This window comes from Oceanicella sp. SM1341 (genome assembly GCF_003448965.1).
In the GTDB taxonomy this organism is placed as follows: domain Bacteria; phylum Pseudomonadota; class Alphaproteobacteria; order Rhodobacterales; family Rhodobacteraceae; genus Paroceanicella.
Map to the genome: position 1 here is coordinate 14,150 of NZ_QRGC01000024.1, position 19,273 is coordinate 33,422.

At 69.4% G+C, this 19,273-nt stretch carries 18 protein-coding genes; 7 read left to right on the forward strand and 11 right to left on the reverse strand.

The genetic code is table 11. The annotated features are described in order from the left end of the window. Positions 1 to 37: 37 nt before the first annotated feature. The 4 genes from D3P35_RS18710 to D3P35_RS18725 all read right to left on the reverse strand — a co-directional run bounded on the left by D3P35_RS18710 (position 38) and on the right by D3P35_RS18725 (position 5,362). Positions 38 to 793 (reverse strand): class II aldolase and adducin N-terminal domain-containing protein, encoded by a 756-nt coding sequence (locus D3P35_RS18710; RefSeq protein ID WP_118136657.1) that lies wholly within the window; start codon positions 791 to 793, stop codon positions 38 to 40. 116 nt (positions 794 to 909) lie between these two features. Beyond that, positions 910 to 2,676 (reverse strand): IlvD/Edd family dehydratase, encoded by a 1,767-nt coding sequence (locus tag D3P35_RS18715; protein ID WP_232830557.1) that lies wholly within the window; start codon positions 2,674 to 2,676, stop codon positions 910 to 912. An 84-nt stretch (positions 2,677 to 2,760) separates the two neighbouring features. Beyond that, complete coding sequence (locus D3P35_RS18720; protein ID WP_118136661.1) at positions 2,761 to 4,191, reverse strand: aldehyde dehydrogenase family protein; 1,431 nt, start codon at positions 4,189 to 4,191, stop codon at positions 2,761 to 2,763. A 13-nt stretch (positions 4,192 to 4,204) separates the two neighbouring features. After that, on the reverse strand, positions 4,205 to 5,362 hold the full coding sequence (locus D3P35_RS18725) for a fumarylacetoacetate hydrolase family protein (protein WP_118136663.1): 1,158 nt from the start codon (positions 5,360 to 5,362) through the stop codon (positions 4,205 to 4,207). 418 nt (positions 5,363 to 5,780) lie between these two features. On the opposite strand from D3P35_RS18725, the gene D3P35_RS18730 reads away from it, so the two are divergent. Then, a complete protein-coding gene (locus D3P35_RS18730; protein WP_198670698.1) occupies positions 5,781 to 7,031 on the forward strand; it encodes an ROK family transcriptional regulator in 1,251 nt (416 codons plus the stop codon). Positions 7,032 to 7,136: 105 nt separating this feature from the next. Here D3P35_RS18730 and D3P35_RS18735 read toward each other — a convergent pair whose 3' ends face one another. From D3P35_RS18735 to dksA, 7 genes are all read right to left on the reverse strand, one after another. Then, positions 7,137 to 8,048, reverse strand: coding sequence for an ABC transporter permease (locus D3P35_RS18735; protein ID WP_118136787.1), 912 nt, complete (start codon positions 8,046 to 8,048; stop codon positions 7,137 to 7,139). 5 nt (positions 8,049 to 8,053) lie between these two features. After that, positions 8,054 to 9,307 carry an ABC transporter permease gene (locus D3P35_RS18740; protein ID WP_118136667.1) on the reverse strand — a complete coding sequence of 418 codons (1,254 nt, stop codon included), beginning with the start codon at positions 9,305 to 9,307 and terminating at the stop codon, positions 8,054 to 8,056. Positions 9,308 to 9,396: 89 nt separating this feature from the next. Beyond that, complete coding sequence (locus D3P35_RS18745; protein ID WP_118136669.1) at positions 9,397 to 10,479, reverse strand: ABC transporter substrate-binding protein; 1,083 nt, start codon at positions 10,477 to 10,479, stop codon at positions 9,397 to 9,399. Positions 10,480 to 10,586: 107 nt separating this feature from the next. Beyond that, positions 10,587 to 11,693 (reverse strand): ABC transporter ATP-binding protein, encoded by a 1,107-nt coding sequence (locus D3P35_RS18750; RefSeq protein ID WP_118136671.1) that lies wholly within the window; start codon positions 11,691 to 11,693, stop codon positions 10,587 to 10,589. Positions 11,694 to 11,956: 263 nt separating this feature from the next. After that, on the reverse strand, positions 11,957 to 12,727 hold the full coding sequence (locus D3P35_RS18755; protein WP_118136790.1) for an SDR family NAD(P)-dependent oxidoreductase: 771 nt from the start codon (positions 12,725 to 12,727) through the stop codon (positions 11,957 to 11,959). 31 nt (positions 12,728 to 12,758) lie between these two features. Further along, entirely contained in the window at positions 12,759 to 13,163 is a 405-nt protein-coding gene (locus D3P35_RS18760) for a rhodanese-like domain-containing protein (protein WP_118136673.1), read from the reverse strand. Between the two features lie 223 nt (positions 13,164 to 13,386). Continuing rightward, positions 13,387 to 13,809, reverse strand: coding sequence for an RNA polymerase-binding protein DksA (gene dksA / locus D3P35_RS18765; RefSeq protein WP_118136675.1), 423 nt, complete (start codon positions 13,807 to 13,809; stop codon positions 13,387 to 13,389). A 204-nt stretch (positions 13,810 to 14,013) separates the two neighbouring features. Between dksA and D3P35_RS18770 the strand changes: the two genes are divergently transcribed. The 6 genes from D3P35_RS18770 to D3P35_RS18790 all read left to right on the forward strand — a co-directional run bounded on the left by D3P35_RS18770 (position 14,014) and on the right by D3P35_RS18790 (position 19,044). Beyond that, positions 14,014 to 14,853 carry a MoxR family ATPase gene (locus tag D3P35_RS18770; RefSeq protein ID WP_118136792.1) on the forward strand — a complete coding sequence of 280 codons (840 nt, stop codon included), beginning with the start codon at positions 14,014 to 14,016 and terminating at the stop codon, positions 14,851 to 14,853. After that, positions 14,850 to 15,287, forward strand: a complete 438-nt coding sequence (locus D3P35_RS18775) for a GNAT family N-acetyltransferase (RefSeq protein WP_118136677.1) — start codon at positions 14,850 to 14,852, stop codon at positions 15,285 to 15,287. Before D3P35_RS18770 ends, D3P35_RS18775 begins: the two co-directional genes overlap by 4 nt. Positions 15,288 to 15,289: 2 nt before the next feature. Beyond that, complete coding sequence (locus D3P35_RS18780; RefSeq protein ID WP_118136680.1) at positions 15,290 to 16,654, forward strand: DUF2927 domain-containing protein; 1,365 nt, start codon at positions 15,290 to 15,292, stop codon at positions 16,652 to 16,654. A gap of 20 nt (positions 16,655 to 16,674) precedes the next feature. Further along, on the forward strand, positions 16,675 to 16,845 hold the full coding sequence (locus tag D3P35_RS26265) for a hypothetical protein (RefSeq protein WP_157982210.1): 171 nt from the start codon (positions 16,675 to 16,677) through the stop codon (positions 16,843 to 16,845). A 3-nt stretch (positions 16,846 to 16,848) separates the two neighbouring features. Next, positions 16,849 to 18,033 (forward strand): VWA domain-containing protein, encoded by a 1,185-nt coding sequence (locus D3P35_RS18785; RefSeq protein ID WP_118136682.1) that lies wholly within the window; start codon positions 16,849 to 16,851, stop codon positions 18,031 to 18,033. Positions 18,034 to 18,333: 300 nt separating this feature from the next. Continuing rightward, entirely contained in the window at positions 18,334 to 19,044 is a 711-nt protein-coding gene (locus D3P35_RS18790) for a M48 family metallopeptidase (RefSeq protein ID WP_118136684.1), read from the forward strand. The last annotated feature ends 229 nt before the right edge of the window (positions 19,045 to 19,273 follow it).

Below are 19,273 nucleotides of genomic sequence, written 5' to 3' on the forward strand. Positions count from 1 at the left end.
GGCGTGTGGCGGGCCGCGCGGGCCCGCCGCCGGTGCGTCAGAGGCGGAAGTCCTCGCCGTCGCGCTCGAGGATCTGCCGGATGGCGATCATCAGCTTGTCGCCCTGCTCGGGGTAGCTCTCGATCTCGCGGGCGGTCTTCTCGGCCACCTCGTCGGAGAGGCGGCGCAGGGGCTTGCCGGTCCAGAGCGCCTTCACGTAGGTCTCGGCGGCGCGCTCGAAATAGTAGAGGCGGTTGAAGGTGTCGGCCACGGTGGCGCCCACCACCATGATGCCGTGGTTGCCCATCACCAGCACCTGCTTGGAGGGGTCGGCGAGCAGCTGACAGCAGCGCTGCGCCTCTTCCTCGAAGGCAAGGCCGCCATACTCGGTGTCGATCGCGACGCGGTTGAAGAACATCGCCGAGTTCTGGTCGAAGGGCGGCAGCGAGCTGTCCTCCATCATGGCGATGACGGTGGCGTAGATCGAGTGGACGTGCATGGCGCAGCGCGCATGCGGCAGGTGGCGGTGGATGGTGCCGTGCAGGCCCCAGGCGGTGGGGTCCGGCGCGTCGGGACCTTCCATCGACGAGGGGTCGTTCGCGTCGAGCAGCAGCAGGTCGGAGGCCTTGATCAGGCTGAAATGCATCTGGTTGGGGTTCATGAGGAACTGGGTGCCGTCCTCGTTCACCGCGAGCGAGTAGTGGTTGGCCACCCCCTCGTGCATGTTGAGCCTGGCGGTCCAGCGGAAGGTGGCTGCGAGATCCTCGCGCTCCTGCTGGAGGTTGTGTTTCGGGCTGAGCTGGGCAACGGACATCGCGGTTCTCCTGTCGGGCGGCGTATTGTCGACAATGTTACCTGCGGCCGGCAGGGTCAAGCCCCCTGCCCCGGCGAGCGGTCCCCGGCCCCCCCAGGAGGGGCCGGGGCGCTGCTTCAGTGGTTGTGGCGCGGCACCACGTCGGACACGCGCTGGTATTTCACCGCAAGGTCCATGCAGCCGCCCTGGGCGAGCTGGCCCACGGTCTGGCGGGCGAGCTCCTGCCACGGCGTCTGCGAGGCGGGGAATTCCGGCAGGCCCTCGGCCTTGCGCGCTTCCCAGACCGCCTCGTCGACCAGCGCGTCGCAGCGGCCCTGGTTGAGGTCGATGCGGATGATGTCATCGGTGCGCAGCCAGGCGAGCCCGCCGCCCACCGCCGCTTCCGGCGAGGCGTTGAGGATCGAGGGGCTGTCCGCGGTGCCGGACTGGCGCCCGTCGCCGATGGTGGGCAGCGAGGTGATGCCCTGGCGCAGCAGCGCGTCGGGCGGCTGCATGTTCACCACCTCGGCCGAGCCGGGCCAGCCCACCGGGCCGCAACCGCGGATCACCAGGATGCAGCTGTCGTCGATGTTCAGCGCGGGGTCGTTGATGCGGTCGTGGTAGTCCTCCGAGCCGTCGAAGACGATGGCGCGACCCTCGTAGACACCCTCGTTGCCGGGGGTCGAGAGGTAGCGGGCGCGGAACTCCGGCGAGATGACGGAGGTCTTCATGATCGCGGTGTCGAAGAGATTGCCGGTCATCACCACGAAACCGGCCTTCTCGGAGAGCGGCTTGGCGAAGGGGAAGATCACCTCGCGGCCCTCGGCCTCGTGGCCCTCGAGGTTCTCGAACATGCCCTTGCCGGTGGCGGTGATCGTGTCGCGCAGCAGGCCCGCCTCGCGCAGCTCCCACATCACCGACGGAACACCGCCGGCGCGGTAGAAGCCCTCGCCGAGGTATTTGCCAGCGGGCTGCATGTTCACGAGCAGCGGCACGTCATGGCCGTAGAGCTGCCAGTCCGAGGGCTTGAGCTCGACGCCGACATGCGCGGCGATGGCCTGCAGGTGCGGCTGGGCGTTGGTCGAGCCGCCGAGCGCCGAGTTGGTGGCGATGGCGTTGAGGAAGGCGTCGCGGGTGAGGATGTCGGAGGGTTTGAGGTCCTCGTGGGCCATCTCGACGATGCGCAGGCCGGTGCGGTAGGCCATGGTCGAGCGGTCGGCATAGGGCGCGGGGATCGCGGCGCAGCCGGTGAGCGACATGCCGAGCGCCTCGGCGAGCCCGTTCATCGTGCTCGCGGTGCCCATGGTGTTGCAATGGCCCATGGAGGGCACCGAGCCTGCGCAGGCGCGGAAGAACTGCTCCTCGGTGATCTCGCCGCGGGCGAGCTTGCGGCGCATCCGCCACACGATGGTGCCGGCCCCCACCAGGTCGTCGCCCTCGAAATAGCCGTCGAGCGAGGGGCCGCCGGAGAGCACGATCGCCGGGATGTCGACCGTCGCCGCCGCCATCAGGCAGGCAGGCGTGGTCTTGTCGCAGCCGGTGGTGAGCACCACCGCGTCGATCGGGTAGCCGAAGAGCAGCTCCACGAGGCCCATGTAGGCGAGGTTGCGGTCGAGCGCCGCCGTGGGCCGCTTGCCGGTTTCCTGGATCGGGTGGACCGGGAATTCGAGCGGGATGCCGCCTGCCTCGCGGATGCCTTCACGCACGCGGTCGGCGAGCTGGATATGCACGCGGTTGCAGGGGGAGAGGTCGGAGCCGGTCTGGGCGATGCCGATGATCGGCTTGCCGGAGCGCAGCTCCTCGTAGGAATAGCGCCAGCCGAGGTACTTCTCCATGTAGAGGGCGACCTGGTCGGGGCGGTGGGGGTCGTCGAACCACTCGCGCGAGCGGAATCTGCGGGTCATCATCTCTCTCCCTCGGGGCCCGGGGCCCCCGGTTGTCGAAAGGTCCGACGCCCCGGGGAGCTTCCCCCGGGGCGCCGTGCCGGATCAGGGCAGCGTGTAGGCGGTCTTCACCGTGGTGAAGAACTCGGCTGCGTATTTCCCCTGCTCGCGCGGGCCGAAGGACGAGCCCTTCCGGCCGCCGAAGGGAACGTGATAGTCGACCCCCGCCGTGGGCAGGTTGACCATCACCATGCCCGCTTCCGCGTTGCGGCGGAAATGCGTGGCGTATTTCAGCGAGGTGGTGCAGATGCCCGAGGACAGGCCGAAGGCGGTGTCATTCGCCGCGAAGAGCGCTTCCTCGTAGTCCTTCACCCGCACCACGGAGGCAACGGGACCGAAGACCTCCTCGCGGTTGATGGTCATCTCCTGCGTGGTCTCGGTGAAGAGCGCGGGCGCGAGGTAGAAGCCCTCGGTGTCGCATTTCACCCGGCCGCCGCCGAACACGAGCTTGCCACCCTCGTCCTTTGCCTTGGCGATGTAGCCCTCGTCGACCGCGAGCTGGCTCTCGTCGACCACCGGGCCGATATGGGTGCCGGCGGCGCGGGCGTCGCCGATCTTCAGGCTCTCCAGCTTCGCCACCACCGCGTCGATGAAGCGGTCATGGATGCCGTCGGTGACGATGAGCCGCGAGGAGGCGGTGCAGCGCTGGCCGGTGGAGAAGAAGGCGCCGTTCACGCAGGCGTCGACCGCCACCGAGATGTCGGCGTCATCGAGCACCACCATCGGGTTCTTGCCGCCCATCTCGAGCTGGAACTTGCGCATGTGCTCCACGCACTTGGCCGCGACATGCTTGCCGGTGTTCACCGAGCCGGTGAAGGTCACCGCCGCCACGCGCTTGTCCGAGAGGATGGTCTCGCCGACGACCGAGCCGCGGCCCATCACCAGGTTGAACACGCCCTCCGGCACGCCGGCGCGCACCAGGATGTCGGCCAGCGCCCAGGCCGAGCCGGGCACGAGGTCGGCCGGCTTGAACACCACCGTGTTGCCGTAGCAGAGCGCCGGGGCGATCTTCCAGGCCGGGATGGCGATGGGGAAGTTCCACGGTGTGATGATGCCCACCACGCCCATCGGCTCGCGCGTGATCTCCACGCCCACGCCGGGGCGCACGGAAGGAACGGTCTCGCCGGTGAGGCGCAGCGCCTCGCCGGAGAAGAAGCGGAAGATCTGGGCGGCGCGCAGCACCTCGCCCTTGGCCTCCGGCAGGGTCTTGCCCTCCTCGCGGGCGAGCAGGTCACCCAGCTCGTCGGCCCGCGCGGTGATCTCGTCGGCCACGCGCTGCAGGATGTCGTAGCGCTGCTGCGGCCCGGAATGCGACCAGGAGGGGAAGGCGGCGGCGGCGGCGGAGATCGCCTGCTCGGTCATCGCGGCATCGGCCTGGGCGTAGGTGTCGATGATGTCCGAGAGGTCGGAGGGGTTCACGTTTGGCCGCTCGGATGTGCCCGCGGTCCAGGCGCCACCGATGTAGAGTTGCTTCATGATCTCGGGTCCTTCAGATCAGGTTCCGTTTCGAGAGATACTGCATGAGAGCCGTCACGCCGTACTTCCATGGCGGACAGTTGCCCGAGAGGTCAACCCAATTGACCAATGCGCCGAGTTCCGGGGCGGAGATTTCCACCCGGTCGCCCACCTTGTGGGTGAAGCCGGCGCCCGGCGCGCCGCGGTCCTGGGTGGGGGCGAAGAGCGTGCCGAGGTAGAGCATGAAGCCGTCGGGATACTGGTGATCGGCGTTCAGCGTCTGGTTCACGATGTCCTGCGGGCGGCGCGAGATCTCGGTCATCGGCGAGATGCCGTCCATCACGAAACCGTCATCGGCGCCCTGCACGTTGAGCCGGACGGAGACCTTCTCGGCCTGCTCCATGCCGAAGCGGCCGTCGAACAGGCGGATGAACGGGCCGATGGAGGCGGAGGCGTTGTTGTCCTTCGCCTTGGAGAGCAGCAGCGCCGAGCGGCCCTCGAAATCGCGCAGGTTCACGTCGTTGCCCAGCGTCACGCCGCGCACGGTGCCGCGGCTGTCGACCGCGAGCACCAGCTCGGGCTCGGGGTTGTTCCAGTGCGATTTCGGGTGCACGCCGATGCGCGCGCCGCAGCCCACGCCCGAGAGCACCGGCGCCTTGGTGAACACCTCCGCGTCCGGCCCGATGCCGACCTCGAGGTATTGCGACCACATGCCCATCTCCACGAGCACGCGCTTCACCTCCATCGCCTTGTCCGAGCCCGGCGCGAGGCCGCGCAGGCTGTCGCCCAGCACGGGCGCGAGCCGGGCGCGGATCTCCTCCGCCGCGGCGGGGTCGCCCTTGGCCTGCTCCTCCACCACGCGCTCGATCATCGAGGAGGCGAAGGTGACACCGGCGGCTTTCAGCACCTGAAGGTCGCAGGGCGCGAGCAGCCGGTCACCGCCCTCGGCCAGCGCACCGTCGAGGAAGTGCTGCACCGGCCCGAGGGCCGGGAAGTCCCCCGCCAGCGCGGTGGCGAGATCGTCGCGCTCCAGCAGCTGCGAGACGGTGGGGGCCAGGGCGCTGATGTCATGCAGCACCCCCTCGCGCACCAGCACCGGCACCGGGCCGCCCGCGGCCTCCAGGTGCACGCGCCCGATCAGCAGCGCGCCGGCATCCTTCGGCAGAATTTCGTCAGTCGTAAGGCTTCGCATGAATTCCCCCCTTGCATGTGGCTTATTGCTTAGCGTCTTTATTCGGGCCGCGTCACCCCCTCTTCGGTTGCGCCGGAGGCGCCGCATGCCGGCGCCTCCCGCACAGCCGGACGGGGGGCTGCGCACGAACAAGAGGTTTGATTTTGACCGGCAAAGCCAACCCCCCTATCCTCCCCCGAAATATAGAGTCGGCCACCCCGGTGGCGCACAAAGCGTATGTTGCAGCGCAATTTCCGCACTTTCGGCCACGCGAGGGGGCGTGAGAACGTATGAAGCTCCGGATACCTGGAAATACCTACGCAAACACTCAGAATTACTCCCCGGCCGGGCCGCGCATATTGCAGCGCATCACCGCGACTCCGCTGCACTGCACCCGGGCCAGGGCCGGCGGAGGCGCCGCAACACCCGTGGAGGCCGCATGCTGAAGAGGGTCGACAGCGACTGGCTGCGCGACATCAACCGCCGCCGCGTGCTGCGCGAGGTGCGCAAGATGGGCGCCGTGGCGCGGGTGGACATCGCGGACGCCACCGGCCTCAGCCCGGCCACCGTCACCGTGGTGGCCAACGAGCTGATCGAGCACGGGCTGCTCGAGGAGGCCCGCGCCGAGACCGAGGGCGACCAGCGCCGCCGCGGCCGGCCGCGCGTGTTGCTGCGCCTCGCGCCCGGCGCGCTGCGGGTGGCGGGAGTGAAGCTCGCCGAGCACCGGATCTCGGTGATCATCGTCGATTTCGCCGGCGAGACCGTGGGCGAGGCCGAGACCGCGGTGCGCACCCGCGCCGAGCCGCTCGACGCGCTGATCAACCTCATCGAGGAGAACATCCGCGCCGCCGCCCGCCAGGCGAGGGTGCGCCCGCGCGACCTCGCGGGCATCGGCATCGCCCTGCCCGGCTATGTCGACGCGATGAGCGGCACCGCCTGGTGGTCGCCGGTGCTGGCCGAGCCGGAGGTGCATCTCACCACCCTGCTGGAGCGACGCTTCACCTGCCCGGTCTTCGCCGACAACGACGCGAACATCGCCACCCTGGCCGAGCTGTGGTTCGGCGTGGGCCAGGGGGTGCGCAACTTCGCGGTGGTGACGGTGGAACACGGCGTGGGCATGGGCATGGTGCTCGACGGGCGCATCCGCCGCGGTGCGCGCGGGCTGGGCGCCGAGCTCGGGCACATGAAGGTCGCACTCGACGGCGCGCCCTGCCGCTGCGGCCAGCGCGGCTGCCTCGAGGCCTATGTGGCGGATTACGCGCTGCTGCGCCGCGCCTCCTCCATCCTGCCGGATGTCGACCTCTCCGACCCCGCGCGGCGGCGCGAGGGGCTCACGGCGCTCACCGCCCTCGCCCATGACGGCTCGAACGAGGCGAACGCCATCTTCCGCGAGGCCGCCGCCATGCTCGGCCTCGGCATGGCGAACCTGGTGAACATCGTCGACCCCGGCATGATCATCCTCTCGGGCACGCGCTTTCGCAACGAGCTGCTGTTCTCCGACATCATGGCCCAGACCCTGCGGGAAAACTCCATCCCCTTCGGCCCGCCGGGCCCGGAGATCCGCACCCATGTCTGGGGCGACCTGCTCTGGACCCGCGGCGCCGCGGCCCTCGCCCTCGAGGGGCTGACCGACGACACGCTCTTCGGCCTGCAGACCACGCGTACCGGCGCCGCCCTCGCCGGCGCCTGAGGCCACCCGCTCCGGCGCGGCGCTCGCCGGCGCCTGAGGCCACCCGCGCAGCGAAAAGGGGCGCCCCGCGGGGCGCCCCTTCGCATGTCCGGCGGCCGGCTCCGCTCAGCTCTGCTTGATGCCGCGCAGGCGTTCGGAGCGGCGGCGCAGCAGTTCCACCGTGGTGAGCAGGATGATCGAGAAGATCACCAGCAGCGTGGCCGCGGCGAGGATGGCCGGCGAGATCTGCTCGCGGATGCCGTTCCACATCTGCCGCGGGATGGTCTGCTGGTCATGGGCGGCGACGAAGAGCACGACCACCACCTCGTCGAAGGAAGTGACGAAGGCGAAGAGCGCGCCCGAGACCACGCCCGGCAGGATCAGCGGCATGATGATCCTGAAGAACACCCGCGGCGGCGAGGCGCCGAGGTTCATCGCCGCACGGGTGAGCGAGTGGTCGAACCCCACCAGCGTCGCCGTGACGGTGATGATCACGAAGGGAATGCCCAGCGTGGCATGCGCGAGGATGATGCCGGCATAGGAATTCGCCAGCCCCGTGGCCGAGTAGAAGAAGTAGAGCCCGGTGGCGGTGATGATCACCGGCACGATCATCGGCGAGATCAGCACCGCCATGATGGTGCGGCGAAACGGCATCTCGGGCCGCGACAGGCCGAGGGCTGCGATGGTGCCCAGAAGCGTGGCGAGCAGCGTGGCCGAGACACCGATGATGATCGAGTTCTTCGCCGCCTGCACCCAGGCCGCGTTGTGCCACACGTCCGCCCACCAGGCGGCACCGCCCGGCGCGTCGGGCCGGTTCATGCCGAAGGTGAGCAGCGTCTCGTACCAGCGCATCGAGTAGCCGGCGGGGTCGAACGAGAGCATCGCGTCGGTGAAGGTGAAGTAGGGCTCGGCGTTGAAGCTGAGCGGAATGATGATCAGGATCGGCGCGATCAGGAACAGGAAGATCAGCCCGCAGCCGATGCGGTAGGCCCAGGTCCAGGCGCGCTCCAGCGGGGTGGCGTATACGGGAATGGCCATCTGCGTCACCCCAGCTTCATGTTGTCGATGCCCACCAGCCGGTCATAGAGCCAGTAGAGCAGCAGGACCGCGGCGAGCAGGATGCCGGCCAGCGCCGCGGCGAGCGACCAGTTGTGCGATTCCTGCATGTGGAAGGCGATGAGATTGGAGATCAGCGTGCCCGTGGTGCCGCCGACGAGGGCGGGCGTGATGTAGTAGCCCACGGCGAGGATGAACACGAGCAGGATGCCCGCGCCCATGCCCGGCACCGTCTGCGGCAGGTAGATGCGGCGGAAGGTGGTCCAGCTCGTGGCGCCCAGGCTGCGCGCGGCGCGCGCGTAGGAGGGCGGGATGGTGCGCATCACCGAGTAGAGCGGCAGGATCATGAAGGGCAGCAGGATATGCGTCATCGCGATCACCGTGCCGGCCTGGTTGTACATCATCTGGATGCGACCGTCCTCGCCGATGATGCCGATCCACACCAGAACGTCGTTCACAACGCCCTGGCTTTGCAGCAGCACCATCCAGCTGGTGGTGCGCACCAGCAGCGAGGTCCAGAACGGCAGCAGAACGAGGATCATCAGCAGGTTGGAATAGCGCATCGGCAGCGTGGCCAGCAGGTGGGCGATCGGGTAGCCCAGCAGCAGGCAGAGCAGCGCGATGGTCACCGAGAGCACCAGCGTGCGCCAGAAGATCGCGACATAGACCTGCCGGTTCTCGTCGACCATCTCCACCGAGCCCGTGGCATCGCGCGTGCGGTCGACGGCGGCGAGGTAGAAGGCGTCGGTATAGGGCGAGGAGGCCCGGCGCATCACGCCCCAGAGCTCGGGGTCGGCCCAGTCCTCGTCGGCGTCGAGCAGCGCCTCGCGGTAGGGCGGCTCCATGTCCTCGGCCTTGCGCGCCGTGGAGGTGAAGAGCGAGCGGGTGCCGGAGAGTTCGTAGTTCACCCGCGTGCCGATGAGGCCGATGGTCCGGTCCTCCCGGGCCTGGCGCAGGTCGAGCACCAGCGCCTCCCAGGCGGCGTCATCGGGCTCGGCATCGCCGTTCTCGGCGAACCAGGCCACCATGTGCGGCATGTGGGAGGAGAACTCGTCGTTCGAGACCGAGCGGAACAGCATCTGCCCGATCGGGATCACGAAGGAGGCGAGGATGAAGAGCAGGAGCGGCAGCACCAGCCCGGCCGCCCGCCATTTCGCCCGGCGCTGGGCGCGGGCGAGCGCGGTCTTGAGCGGAACGCCGTCGGCGGTCCGGAGCGGGGCGGCGGTGCGCGCCTCTGGCATGGCGCCTGCGGTAATGTCTGTCACGGAACCTCGGCCCTCCCGGGGTCAGGCGTCCGGGGCGCGCGAGACTGCGCGCCCCGGACGGGTCATCAGCTGGAGGCGAGCCAGGCGTTGAAGCGCTCGGAGAGCTCCGTGTCCCGGTCGGCCCAGAACTCGAAGTCGTTCACGAGGGCATTGCCCATGTTCGCCTCGGCGGTCGGCATGTGCGGCGCCATCTCGGTCTTGCCGTCCATGAAGGTGCCCACCAGCGCCCCGGAGGACTTGCGCGCCGGGCCGTAGGAGATCCAGGAGGCCTGGTCCGCCAGCGGCTTGGTGCCGGTGGAGAACTTCAGGAAGTCCATGGCGAGTTCCTTGTTCGGCGCGCCCTTCGGGATCACGAACAGGTCGAAGTCCATGATCTGGCCGTCCCAGACGATCTGGAAGGGCTTGTCCTCGCCCACGGCGGCGTTGAAGATGCGGCCGTTGTAGGCGGTGGTCATCACCACCTCGCCATCGGCGAGCAGCTGCGGCGGCTGGGCGCCGGCTTCCCACCACACGACACTGTCCTTGATGGTGTCGAGCTTGGCGAAGGCGCGGTCGACGCCCTCGTCGGTCTCCAGCAGGTCATAGACCTCCTCGGCCGGCACGCCGTCGGCCATCAGCGCCATCTCGAGATTGGCCTTGGCCGCCTTGCGCATGCCGCGCTTGCCCGGGAATTTCTCCAGGTCGAAGAAATCGGCCATGGTGGTCGGCGGGCTGTCGGGGAACTTGGTGGTGTCGTAGGCGTAGATGGTCGACCAGACGATGTTGGCCACGGCGCAATCGGTCAGCGCGCCGTCGATGAAGTCTTCCTCGGCCGGGGTGCCATCGGGCGCCGGCGGCAGGGCGGAGGCGTCGATCTCCTCCAGCAGGCCCTCGTCGCACAGGCGCACGGCGTCGGAATATTCCACGTCGGCAATGTCGATGGTCACGTTGCCAGCCTCGACCTGCGGCTTGATCGGGGTGGCGGGGTTGTCCGCGTCCACCGAGACCACCTTGTTGCCGGTCGCCTCCATCCAGGGCTTCTGGTAGGCCTCGACCTGGCTCTTGGTGTAGGCGCCGCCCCAGGACATCACGGTGATCTCGCCGGCCTGGGCGCCGGCGGCCCCCAGGGCGACCAGCGCCGAAGTTGCGAGAAGTTTCTTCAGAAACATACAGTTATCTCCCTGTTATATGGCCGCGCGGGCAAGCCCCCCGCGGCCCTGAACACGTGGCCTCCCGGGGCGGGAGGCCTGCGTCCGCCTGCCTGCCCCGGAAGGGCTCAGGCGGACATCGGGTCAAGTGCCCGGCAGTCCGCCGGGTCCCACCCCACCTTGACCGTGCTCCCCTCGGCAAGCGGCTGGTGCCCCTGCCGGTTGGTCACCTTCACGACGAAATTCGGGTTGCCCGCCACGCTCATGCGCACGCGGATATGGTCGCCGTGGTAGATCAGTTCCTCGATGCGCCCGTCGATCGCGCCGGGCACCGGCTGGTCACCCGCCGACATCAGCACCCGCTCGGGGCGGATGGAGAGCGTGGTGGGCGCGCCGGCCCCCGCCCCCTGCACATGGGTGGCCTGCACCGTGAGCCCGCCGGGGATCTCGACCGCGCAGGCATTGCCGTGGATCTCGCGGATCTTGCCGTCGATGCGGTTGTTCTCGCCGATGAACTGGGCCACGAAGGAGTTCTCCGGCCGCTCGTAGAGCGCCTCGGGGGTGGAGAGCTGCTGGATGCGGCCGTCGTTGAACACCGCGATGCGGTCCGACATGGTCAGCGCCTCCGACTGGTCATGCGTGACATAGACCACCGTGACGCCGAGGCTCTCGTGGATGTGCTTGATCTCGTACTGCATCTGCTCGCGCAGCTGCTTGTCGAGCGCGCCGAGCGGCTCGTCCATCAGCACCAGGTCGGGCTCGAAGACCAGCGCCCGCGCCACCGCCACGCGCTGCTGCTGGCCGCCCGAGAGCTGGGCCGGCCGCCGGCCGCCCATGGCCGAGAGCTCCACCATGTCGAGGGCGCGCTGCACCTTGGCCTGCTGGTCGGCCTTGGAGAGGCCGCGCACCTGCAGCGGGAAGGCGAGGTTTTCCGCCACCGTCATGTGCGGGAAGAGCGCGTAGTTCTGGAACACCATGCCGATGCCGCGCTTGTGCGGTGCGACATTGTTGATCGGTTTGCGGTTGAGATAGATCTCGCCGTTGGTGGCGGTCTCGAAGCCGGCCAGCATCATCAGGCAGGTGGTCTTGCCCGAGCCGGAGGGTCCGAGCATGGTGAGGAATTCGCCCTTGCCGATGCGGAGCTGAAGGTCCTTCACCACAAGGGTTTCGCCATCATAGCTCTTCTGCACGTGGTCGAACTCGACGAACGCGTCCTGCGCCGAAGTATTGGCCAAATCGATGTCTCCCTGTCGGCTTGAGCCGATCCCTGTGCCGCCCGGCGGCCTCTTGGAAACAAGCCTAGCAGGTCGATTTCATGGCGCAACAGCCGAGTGCTCGAAATTCGCGCAGCAGGCCCGGGCCATGACGCAATGCAGCACAAACGCGCGAACGCCGCCCGTATTTTAGGCACGTTGAAAGCGGTCGAGGGATATTGAACAGAGAATCAGCAAAACGGCGCGCGCCCGGGGCAATACGGTACCGCCCCGGGGCCGGTCCGTTACTTCGGCGCCATGCGGATGGCGCCGTCGAGGCGGATCACCGCGGCGTTGAGCATGCCGTTCTCGATGAACTGGCGCACGAGCATCGCGTATTCCGCCGGGTCTCCCAGCCGGGCGGGAAACGGCACCTGCTGGCCGAGGCTCACCTGGGCCTCTTCCGGCAGGCCCTTGAGCATGGGTGTGAGGAACAGGCCCGGGGCGATGGTGTTCACCCTGATGCCGGCGCGCGAGAGGTCACGGGCCATCGGCAGGGTCATCCCGGCCACGCCCGCCTTGGAGGCGGCATAGCCAGCCTGGCCGATCTGCCCGTCGAAGGCGGCGACGGAAGCGGTCATCACGATGAGCCCGCGGGTGCCGTCCGCATCGAGCGGCTCGAGCGCCTGGATGCCGGCGGCGGCCCGGGAGGCCACGTTGAACGTGCCGACGAGGTTGATGCCCACGATCTTCGCGAACAGTGCGGGGTCGTGCGGCGCGCCTTCCCGGTTCACCGTGCGCGCGGCCCAGCCCACGCCGGCGCAGTTCACGCAGATGCGCTCCTGCCCCTGCGCGGCGCGCACGGCGTCAAAGCCCGCCGCCACGCTTTCGTGATCGGCCACGTCCACCTTCGCGAAGGTGCCGCCGATATCGGCGGCCACCGCCTGCCCCGCCTCCTCGTTCATGTCGAAGATCGCCACGCGCGCGCCGCCCTCCGCCAGCATCCGCGCCGTGGCCTCGCCCAGCCCGCTCGCGCCGCCGGTCACCACGGCGGCGATGTCCCCAGACAGTTTCATGTCCTCACCTCTCTCGGTCTTGTTGATGTCGTCAGCGCGCGCCCGGGGCACCCTTCGCCGGCCTGGCGACCACGGGATGGCCCGCCGCCTTCCAGCCGGTGAACCCGTCGGAGATATGCGCCACGCGCAGCCCCATCTCCTGCGCCACCTTCGCGGAAAGCGCCGAGCGCCAGCCGGAGGCGCAGTAGAAGACGAAGCGCCTGTCCTCGGCGAACTCGGGCTTCGCGTAGGGGCTCTCGGGGTCGATCCAGAATTCCAGCATGCCGCGCGGGCAGTGGAAGGCGCCGGGGATCATCCCCTCGCGCTCCAGCTCGCGCACGTCGCGCAGGTCGACCATTCGCACCGTGGGGTCGTCGGGCAGGCCCGCCGCCTCCGCCGCCGGAATGCAGTCGAGCACCGCGTTCGCCTCGCGGACCATGTCTCGGACGTGTTTCATGCAGGTCTCCTCCCCGGGATGTCGCCGCGCGGGCCGTGAGCGCGCGCCCTCTCTGGCGGAGGGCTGCGGTCATCCTGCGCGCCGGGCGGCCCGCGTCAAGTCGCGAAGCCGCCGCAGCGCGCGGAGGAAGGGAGGATGGTGGTGAGGGAGGGGGGTCTCTTAACGCAGGCGCCCCGGCCGTTGCCGGCCGGGGCGTTTTCACTTGGCCGTGGGCTCTGCCCCGTCAGTCGTCGCGGTAGACCCGCTCCTTGCGCTCGTGGCGCTCCTGCGCCTCGAGCGAGAGGGTCGCGATCGGCCGCGCGTCGAGACGCTTGAGGCTGATCGGCTCGCCGGTTTCCTCGCAGTAGCCGTAGGAGCCGTCCTCGAGGCGCCGCAGGGCGCTGTCGATCTTGGCGACCAGCTTGCGCTGGCGGTCGCGGGTGCGCAGCTCGAGAGCCCTGTCGGTCTCTTCCGACGCACGATCCGCGAGATCCGGAATGTTGCGTGTCGAGTTCTGCATACCCGTCACGGTTTCCTTGGATTCGGCGAGCAGAGAAGCCTTCCAGTCGAGAAGCTTGCGGCGGAAATATTCCCGCTGGCGCGCGTTCATGAAGGGCTCGTCTTCAGCCGGCGTGTATTCCGCACTCAGTACTACTTCAGATTTCATCCCCAGCACCTCACCACCTGACCTTTCTATCGATCTGGCTGCGGTCCCTGCGTCGAGCACTGCAGCAGAGCGATTTCCCTGGCCGCTGAGTTACCTAAAAATCCGTTGATTGTCACGCATTACATGGCTGAACTTGTCTCGCGGCTGCAGCCTGATAGGATCGAAGCCCGTGCAATGCAACATAAACGGACAGGGATGGGCCGCATGCAATTTTCCGGAACAGCCGAGTATGTCGCCACCGGAGATCTCGCAATCGCGGTAAACGCGGCGATTCGCCTGGAGCGGCCCCTGCTCGTCAAAGGCGAGCCGGGAACCGGCAAGACCGAGCTGGCGTTGCAGGTGGCCCGATCGTTGGGCCTGCCGCTGATCGAGTGGTCGATCAAGTCGACCACAAGGGCCCAGCAGGGGCTCTACGAATACGACGCGGTGAGCCGGCTGCGCGACAGCCAGCTCGGCGACGAGCGGGTGCACGACATCTCCAACTACATCCGGCGCGGCAAGCTCTGGCAGGCCTTCGCGGCGGAGGAGCGCGTGGTGCTGCTGATCGACGAGATCGACAAGGCCGACATAGAGTTTCCCAACGACCTGCTGCAGGAACTCGACCGGATGGAATTCCATGTCTACGAGACCGGCGAGACCGTGCGCGCCCGCCAGCGCCCCATCGTGATCATCACCTCCAACAACGAGAAGGACCTGCCGGACGCCTTCCTGCGCCGCTGCTTCTTCCACTACATCCGCTTCCCCGATGCAGAGACGCTGGCGCGCATCGTCGACGTGCATTTCCCCGGCATCAAGCCCGAGCTGGTGCGCGCCGCCCTCACCCGCTTCTTCGAGGTGCGCGACACGCCGGGGCTGAAGAAGAAACCCTCCACCTCCGAGGTGCTCGACTGGCTCAAGCTGCTGGTGGCCGAGGACATGGCCCCCGCCGACCTGCAGGCAAACCCGCGCGATGCCCTGCCGAAGCTGCACGGCGCCCTGCTGAAGAACGAGCAGGACGTGCACCTGTTCGAGCGGCTCGCCTTCATGGCGCGGAGGAACGGATGAGCGCAGCCGTCCGGCCGCTCGGCCCCGATGACCACGCCGCCTGGCGCGGGCTGTTCACCGATTACCTCACCTTCTACCGCACCACCCGGCCGGAGGAGGTCTACACCACCACCTGGGCGCGGCTGATGGACCCGGAGGTGCGCATGCACGGGGCACTGGCCGTGGCCGGCGGCCGGCCGGTGGGGCTGGTGCAATGGCTCTACCACCTGAGCACCTGGGAGGTGCCGGCGCGCGCCTATCTCAACGATCTCTACGTGAGCGAGGCCGCCCGCGGCACCGGCGCGGGCCGTGCGCTCATCGAGCATGTCTACGCCGATGCCGATGCCCATGGCGCGGCCACCGTGTACTGGACGACGGAGGAGGACAACGCCACCGCCCGGCGGCTCTACGACCGCATCGGCACCCGCACTCCGTTCATCAAGTACGGGCGGTGAGCATGCGCCTCCTGCCCCATCTCCTGGGCGGGCTCGCGGCACTCGTGCTGGCGGGGTGCGAGCGCTCGGTGCCCTATGCGCCCACCGCCGCGCCGGAGATCGCGGGGCTGGGCAGCGCGCTCGCGCCCGGGCCGGTGCGCCAGGCAAACCGCGATATCGCCGACGATCTCGTCGACCTCGTGTTCCACCCTGAGAACGGGCCCGAGCTGGAGCACCTGCTGCGCTTCGAGAGCCCGGTGCGGGTGGCGATGATCGGCGCCGGGCTCGACCAGTTCGGCCCCGATCTCGACCGGCTGATCGCGCGGATGCGCAACGAGTCGCGCCTCGACATCGCCCGCACCGAGAGCCGCGAGACCTCCAACATCCGTGTCACCCTCGCGCCAAAGCGGCGCATGCTCGAGGTGTTTCCCGGCGCGCAGTGCTTCATCGTGCCCGGCCTGTTCACCTGGTCGGAGTTCGACATCGCGCTCAACCGCAACACCCTGCCGCGCTGGGAGGAGCTCGACACCCTCACCGGGGCGACGATCTTCATCCCCTCCACCTCGACCCCCAACGAGATCCGCGAGTGTTTCGAGGAGGAGATCGCCCAGGCCATGGGCCCGGCGAACGACCTGTTCCGCCTGCCCGAGACCGTGTTCAACGACGACAACGTCTACGCCACCCTCACCCGGTTCGACCTGCTGATCCTGCGCGTGCTTTACGACCCCGCGCTGCGCTCGGGCATGACCCGCGACGAGGCGCGCCGGGCCGCCCTCGCGGTGCTCGACGAGGTCAACCCCGAGGGCCGCCGCCTGCCCCGACGCCGCTCCATGGGCCCCGAGCCGGACTGGACCGTGCTCATCACCTCGATCTTCGAGGGCGGCATGACGCGGGACATGAAGCGCTTCACCCTGCGCGCGGCGCTTGGCCTCGCGGTGGACTTCCCCCAGCCCGACCACCGGCTGGCCTACACGCTCGACCTGCTCGCCTCGCTCGAATACCCCGACCGCCCGGCGCTGGCCGACGGGCTGCTGCGCCGCGCGCTCGAGAGCCTGGAGGCGAACTTCCCCGACGACGACCTGCGCACCGCGACGATCCGCCTCTACCTCGCCCAGACCCGGCTCACCCTCGACCATCCGGCCGAGGCGCTGGCGCTCGCGGACCGCGCACTGCCCGTGTTCGCGGCCTATGCCATCCCGCTCAACATCTCCCACGCGCTGCACGTGCGCGCCGGCGCCCTCACCGCGCTGGGCCGCTCGGACGAGGCGGTGACGAACGCCATCGACTCGGTGCGCTGGGCCCGCTATGCGCAGGGGGCCGACTACAGCAACCTCGACGCGCTTCAGCAGCGTCTGGAAAACATGAGACCGCCCGGCCCCCCCGGCTGAGCGGCGGAGGAGACGCGCCGATGATCCTGCCTGCAGCCTTCATCCTGGGCTTCATCTTCGGCTGGGTGCGCGCCGCGCGACGCGGCGGAAACCGCATGGACCGGGCGCAATACGGCTTCGGGCATGGTATGGTGGTGATGCTGGTCACGCTGGTGGCCACGCTGCTGATCGACTCCACGCTGACAGGCTGAGCCATGTTCATCCCCTTCTTCCTCGCCCTGCGGGAGGCCCGCGTTCCCGTCTCGCTGCGGGAATTCCTGGCCCTGCTGGAGGCGATGCAGGAGGAGGTGGTGATGTATGACGTGGAGGGGTTCTACCACCTCTCCCGCGCCATCCTGGTGAAGGACGAGCGGAACATCGACCGGTTCGACCGCGCCTTCGCCGAGGCTTTCCGCGGCATGGAGGCCATCGCGGCCGAGGACCTGATCTCCGGCCATGCCATCCCCGAGGAATGGCTGCGCAAGCTGGTGGAGAAGCACCTCACCGAGGAGGAGAAGGCGCAGGTCGAGGGGCTCGGCGGCTTCGACAGGCTGATGGAGACCCTGCGCCGGCGCCTCGCCGAGCAGAAGGAGCGCCACCAGGGCGGCAACAAGTGGCTGGGCATCGGCGGCACCTCGCCCTTCGGCGCGCATGGCTACAACCCCGAGGGGGTGCGCATCGGCCAGGACGAGAGCCGCCACGGCCGCGCCGTGAAGGTCTGGGACCGGCGCGAGTTCCGCAACCTCGACGACACGGTCGAGCTCGGCACCCGCAACATCAAGGTGGCGCTCAAGCGCCTGCGCCGCTGGGCGCGCGACAGCGCCCATGAGGAGCTCGACCTCGACGGCACCATCCGCTCCACCGCCCGCCAGGGCTGGCTCGACGTGCGCACCCGCCCCGAGCGGCGCAACGCGGTGAAGGTGCTGCTGTTCCTCGACGCCGGCGGCTCGATGGACCCGCATGTGAAGGTGGTGGAGGAGCTGTTCTCCGCCGCCCGCTCCGCCTTCAAGCATTTCGAGCACTACTACTTCCACAACTGCCTCTACGAGGGCGTATGGAAGGACAACCGCCGCCGCTGGACCGAGCAGATCCCCACCACAGACCTGCTGCGCACCATCCCGAAGGACTGGAAATGCGTCTTCGTGGGCGATGCCTCGATGAGCCCCTACGAGATCGCGGCCAGGGGCGGCGCCTCCGAGCACTGGAACGAGGAGGCCGGCCATGTCTGGCTCACCCGCGCGCGCGAGGCCTGGCCCTCCGCCATCTGGGTCAACCCCGTGCCCGAGGCGCACTGGCGCTACACCCAGTCCATCGGCATGGTGCGCGAGCTCTTCGCCGGCCGGATGTATCCCATGACCCTCGCCGGTCTCGAGGCGGGCATGAAGGAGCTGGGCCGCTGAGGCCCCCGGCCGGCCGGGCCCCACGCTCCGCCTGTCCCGCCGGCCGCACCGTCGCGTCCGCCCCGCCGGCGCGGCCGGCCGGCCGGACACGGTTGCCCTCGCCGGCAGCCGGGCCCCGCCCGGCCGCGCCGGCGCCTGCCCCCGCCCGGCAAGCCCCGCCGCTTGAACTTCGGCCGGTCGCGACCGACATCAAGGCTGCCGGCACCGCCGGCGCGTAAGCTTCGCGGCAAACGACCCCGCCGGCGCCGCCCGGCACAGGACCCGGCGCCGCCCGGCACAGGACAAGGACCCGCGCCCCGCATGCTCCGCCTGCTTCCCCTCGTTGTGGCCCTCGTGATGGCCTGGCTCTGGTGGCAGGGCTCGTCCTGGCACACCCGGCGCAGCCTGCTCAAGCATTCGAAGCCGCTGTCCGACCCCGTGCTCGCCGCGCATGTCGCCTGCATGGCCGACACGCTGGGCACCGGACCGGTCGAGGTGCGGGTCTACGACCATACCGCCATCAACGGCCTCGCCAGCCCCGACGGCCGGGTCTATGTCACCAGCGGCCTGATCCGGCGCTACCGCGCGGGCGAGATCGGCTCCGCCGAGGTCGCCTCCGTCATCGCCCACGAGATCGGTCATCTCGCCCTCGGCCACGCGCCGCGCCGGCGGCTCGACTTTCTCGGCCAGAACGCCATGCGCCTGGTGCTCGGCCTCGTCATCGGCCGGTTCATCCCCTTCATCGGCCCGCTGATCGCCACGAAGGCGGCCGCCCTGCTCGCCTCGCTGCTCGCCGCCCGGCTTTCGCGGCGCGACGAGTTCGAGGCCGATGCCTACGGCGCCGCGCTCATGCACCGCATCGGCCTCGGCCACGCGCCGCAGGTGGCCCTGCTGCGCAAGCTCGACGCAGACGCCGGCCGGCGCGGCTCCGGCATGGTCGCCTGGCTCGCCAGCCACCCGCCGGTGCCCGACCGCATCGCCGCCATCGAAACCCTCGCGAAGGACTGGCCGGCCCCCAGCCTGCCCGACTGACCCCACCCGGGAGGCCGCGCCGGAAGGCCTGCTCTCCCGGCGGGGCCCGACCGGCTGTCCCGATCCCCCTCGCGCACCCGGCCCCCGCTGCGCCCGCCCGGCCGGCATCCCGGCAGGCTGCACCGCCCGGCGGCGATCTGCTCCGGGAGCACCGCCTCCGAGCCGGGGCGCGGCCCCGCGCCACCGCGCCCGCCCGCGCCGCGCCGGGGCTGCCGCGCACGGCCCGAGG

Bases quoted from the DNA above. Each gene is read 5' to 3' on its own strand.
- D3P35_RS18710 (WP_118136657.1), bottom strand. From the start codon at position 793: ATGTCCGTTGCCCAGCTCAGCCCGAAACACAACCTCCAGCAGGAGCGC.
- D3P35_RS18715 (WP_232830557.1), bottom strand. From the start codon at position 2,676: ATGACCCGCAGATTCCGCTCGCGCGAGTGGTTCGACGACCCCCACCGC.
- D3P35_RS18720 (WP_118136661.1), bottom strand. From the start codon at position 4,191: ATGAAGCAACTCTACATCGGTGGCGCCTGGACCGCGGGCACATCCGAG.
- D3P35_RS18725 (WP_118136663.1), bottom strand. From the start codon at position 5,362: ATGCGAAGCCTTACGACTGACGAAATTCTGCCGAAGGATGCCGGCGCG.
- D3P35_RS18730 (WP_198670698.1), top strand. From the start codon at position 5,781: ATGCTGAAGAGGGTCGACAGCGACTGGCTGCGCGACATCAACCGCCGC.
- D3P35_RS18735 (WP_118136787.1), bottom strand. From the start codon at position 8,048: ATGGCCATTCCCGTATACGCCACCCCGCTGGAGCGCGCCTGGACCTGG.
- D3P35_RS18740 (WP_118136667.1), bottom strand. From the start codon at position 9,307: ATGCCAGAGGCGCGCACCGCCGCCCCGCTCCGGACCGCCGACGGCGTT.
- D3P35_RS18745 (WP_118136669.1), bottom strand. From the start codon at position 10,479: ATGTTTCTGAAGAAACTTCTCGCAACTTCGGCGCTGGTCGCCCTGGGG.
- D3P35_RS18755 (WP_118136790.1), bottom strand. From the start codon at position 12,727: ATGAAACTGTCTGGGGACATCGCCGCCGTGGTGACCGGCGGCGCGAGC.
- D3P35_RS18760 (WP_118136673.1), bottom strand. From the start codon at position 13,163: ATGAAACACGTCCGAGACATGGTCCGCGAGGCGAACGCGGTGCTCGAC.
- dksA (WP_118136675.1), bottom strand. From the start codon at position 13,809: ATGAAATCTGAAGTAGTACTGAGTGCGGAATACACGCCGGCTGAAGAC.
- D3P35_RS18770 (WP_118136792.1), top strand. From the start codon at position 14,014: ATGCAATTTTCCGGAACAGCCGAGTATGTCGCCACCGGAGATCTCGCA.
- D3P35_RS18775 (WP_118136677.1), top strand. From the start codon at position 14,850: ATGAGCGCAGCCGTCCGGCCGCTCGGCCCCGATGACCACGCCGCCTGG.
- D3P35_RS18780 (WP_118136680.1), top strand. From the start codon at position 15,290: ATGCGCCTCCTGCCCCATCTCCTGGGCGGGCTCGCGGCACTCGTGCTG.
- D3P35_RS26265 (WP_157982210.1), top strand. From the start codon at position 16,675: ATGATCCTGCCTGCAGCCTTCATCCTGGGCTTCATCTTCGGCTGGGTG.
- D3P35_RS18785 (WP_118136682.1), top strand. From the start codon at position 16,849: ATGTTCATCCCCTTCTTCCTCGCCCTGCGGGAGGCCCGCGTTCCCGTC.
- D3P35_RS18790 (WP_118136684.1), top strand. From the start codon at position 18,334: ATGCTCCGCCTGCTTCCCCTCGTTGTGGCCCTCGTGATGGCCTGGCTC.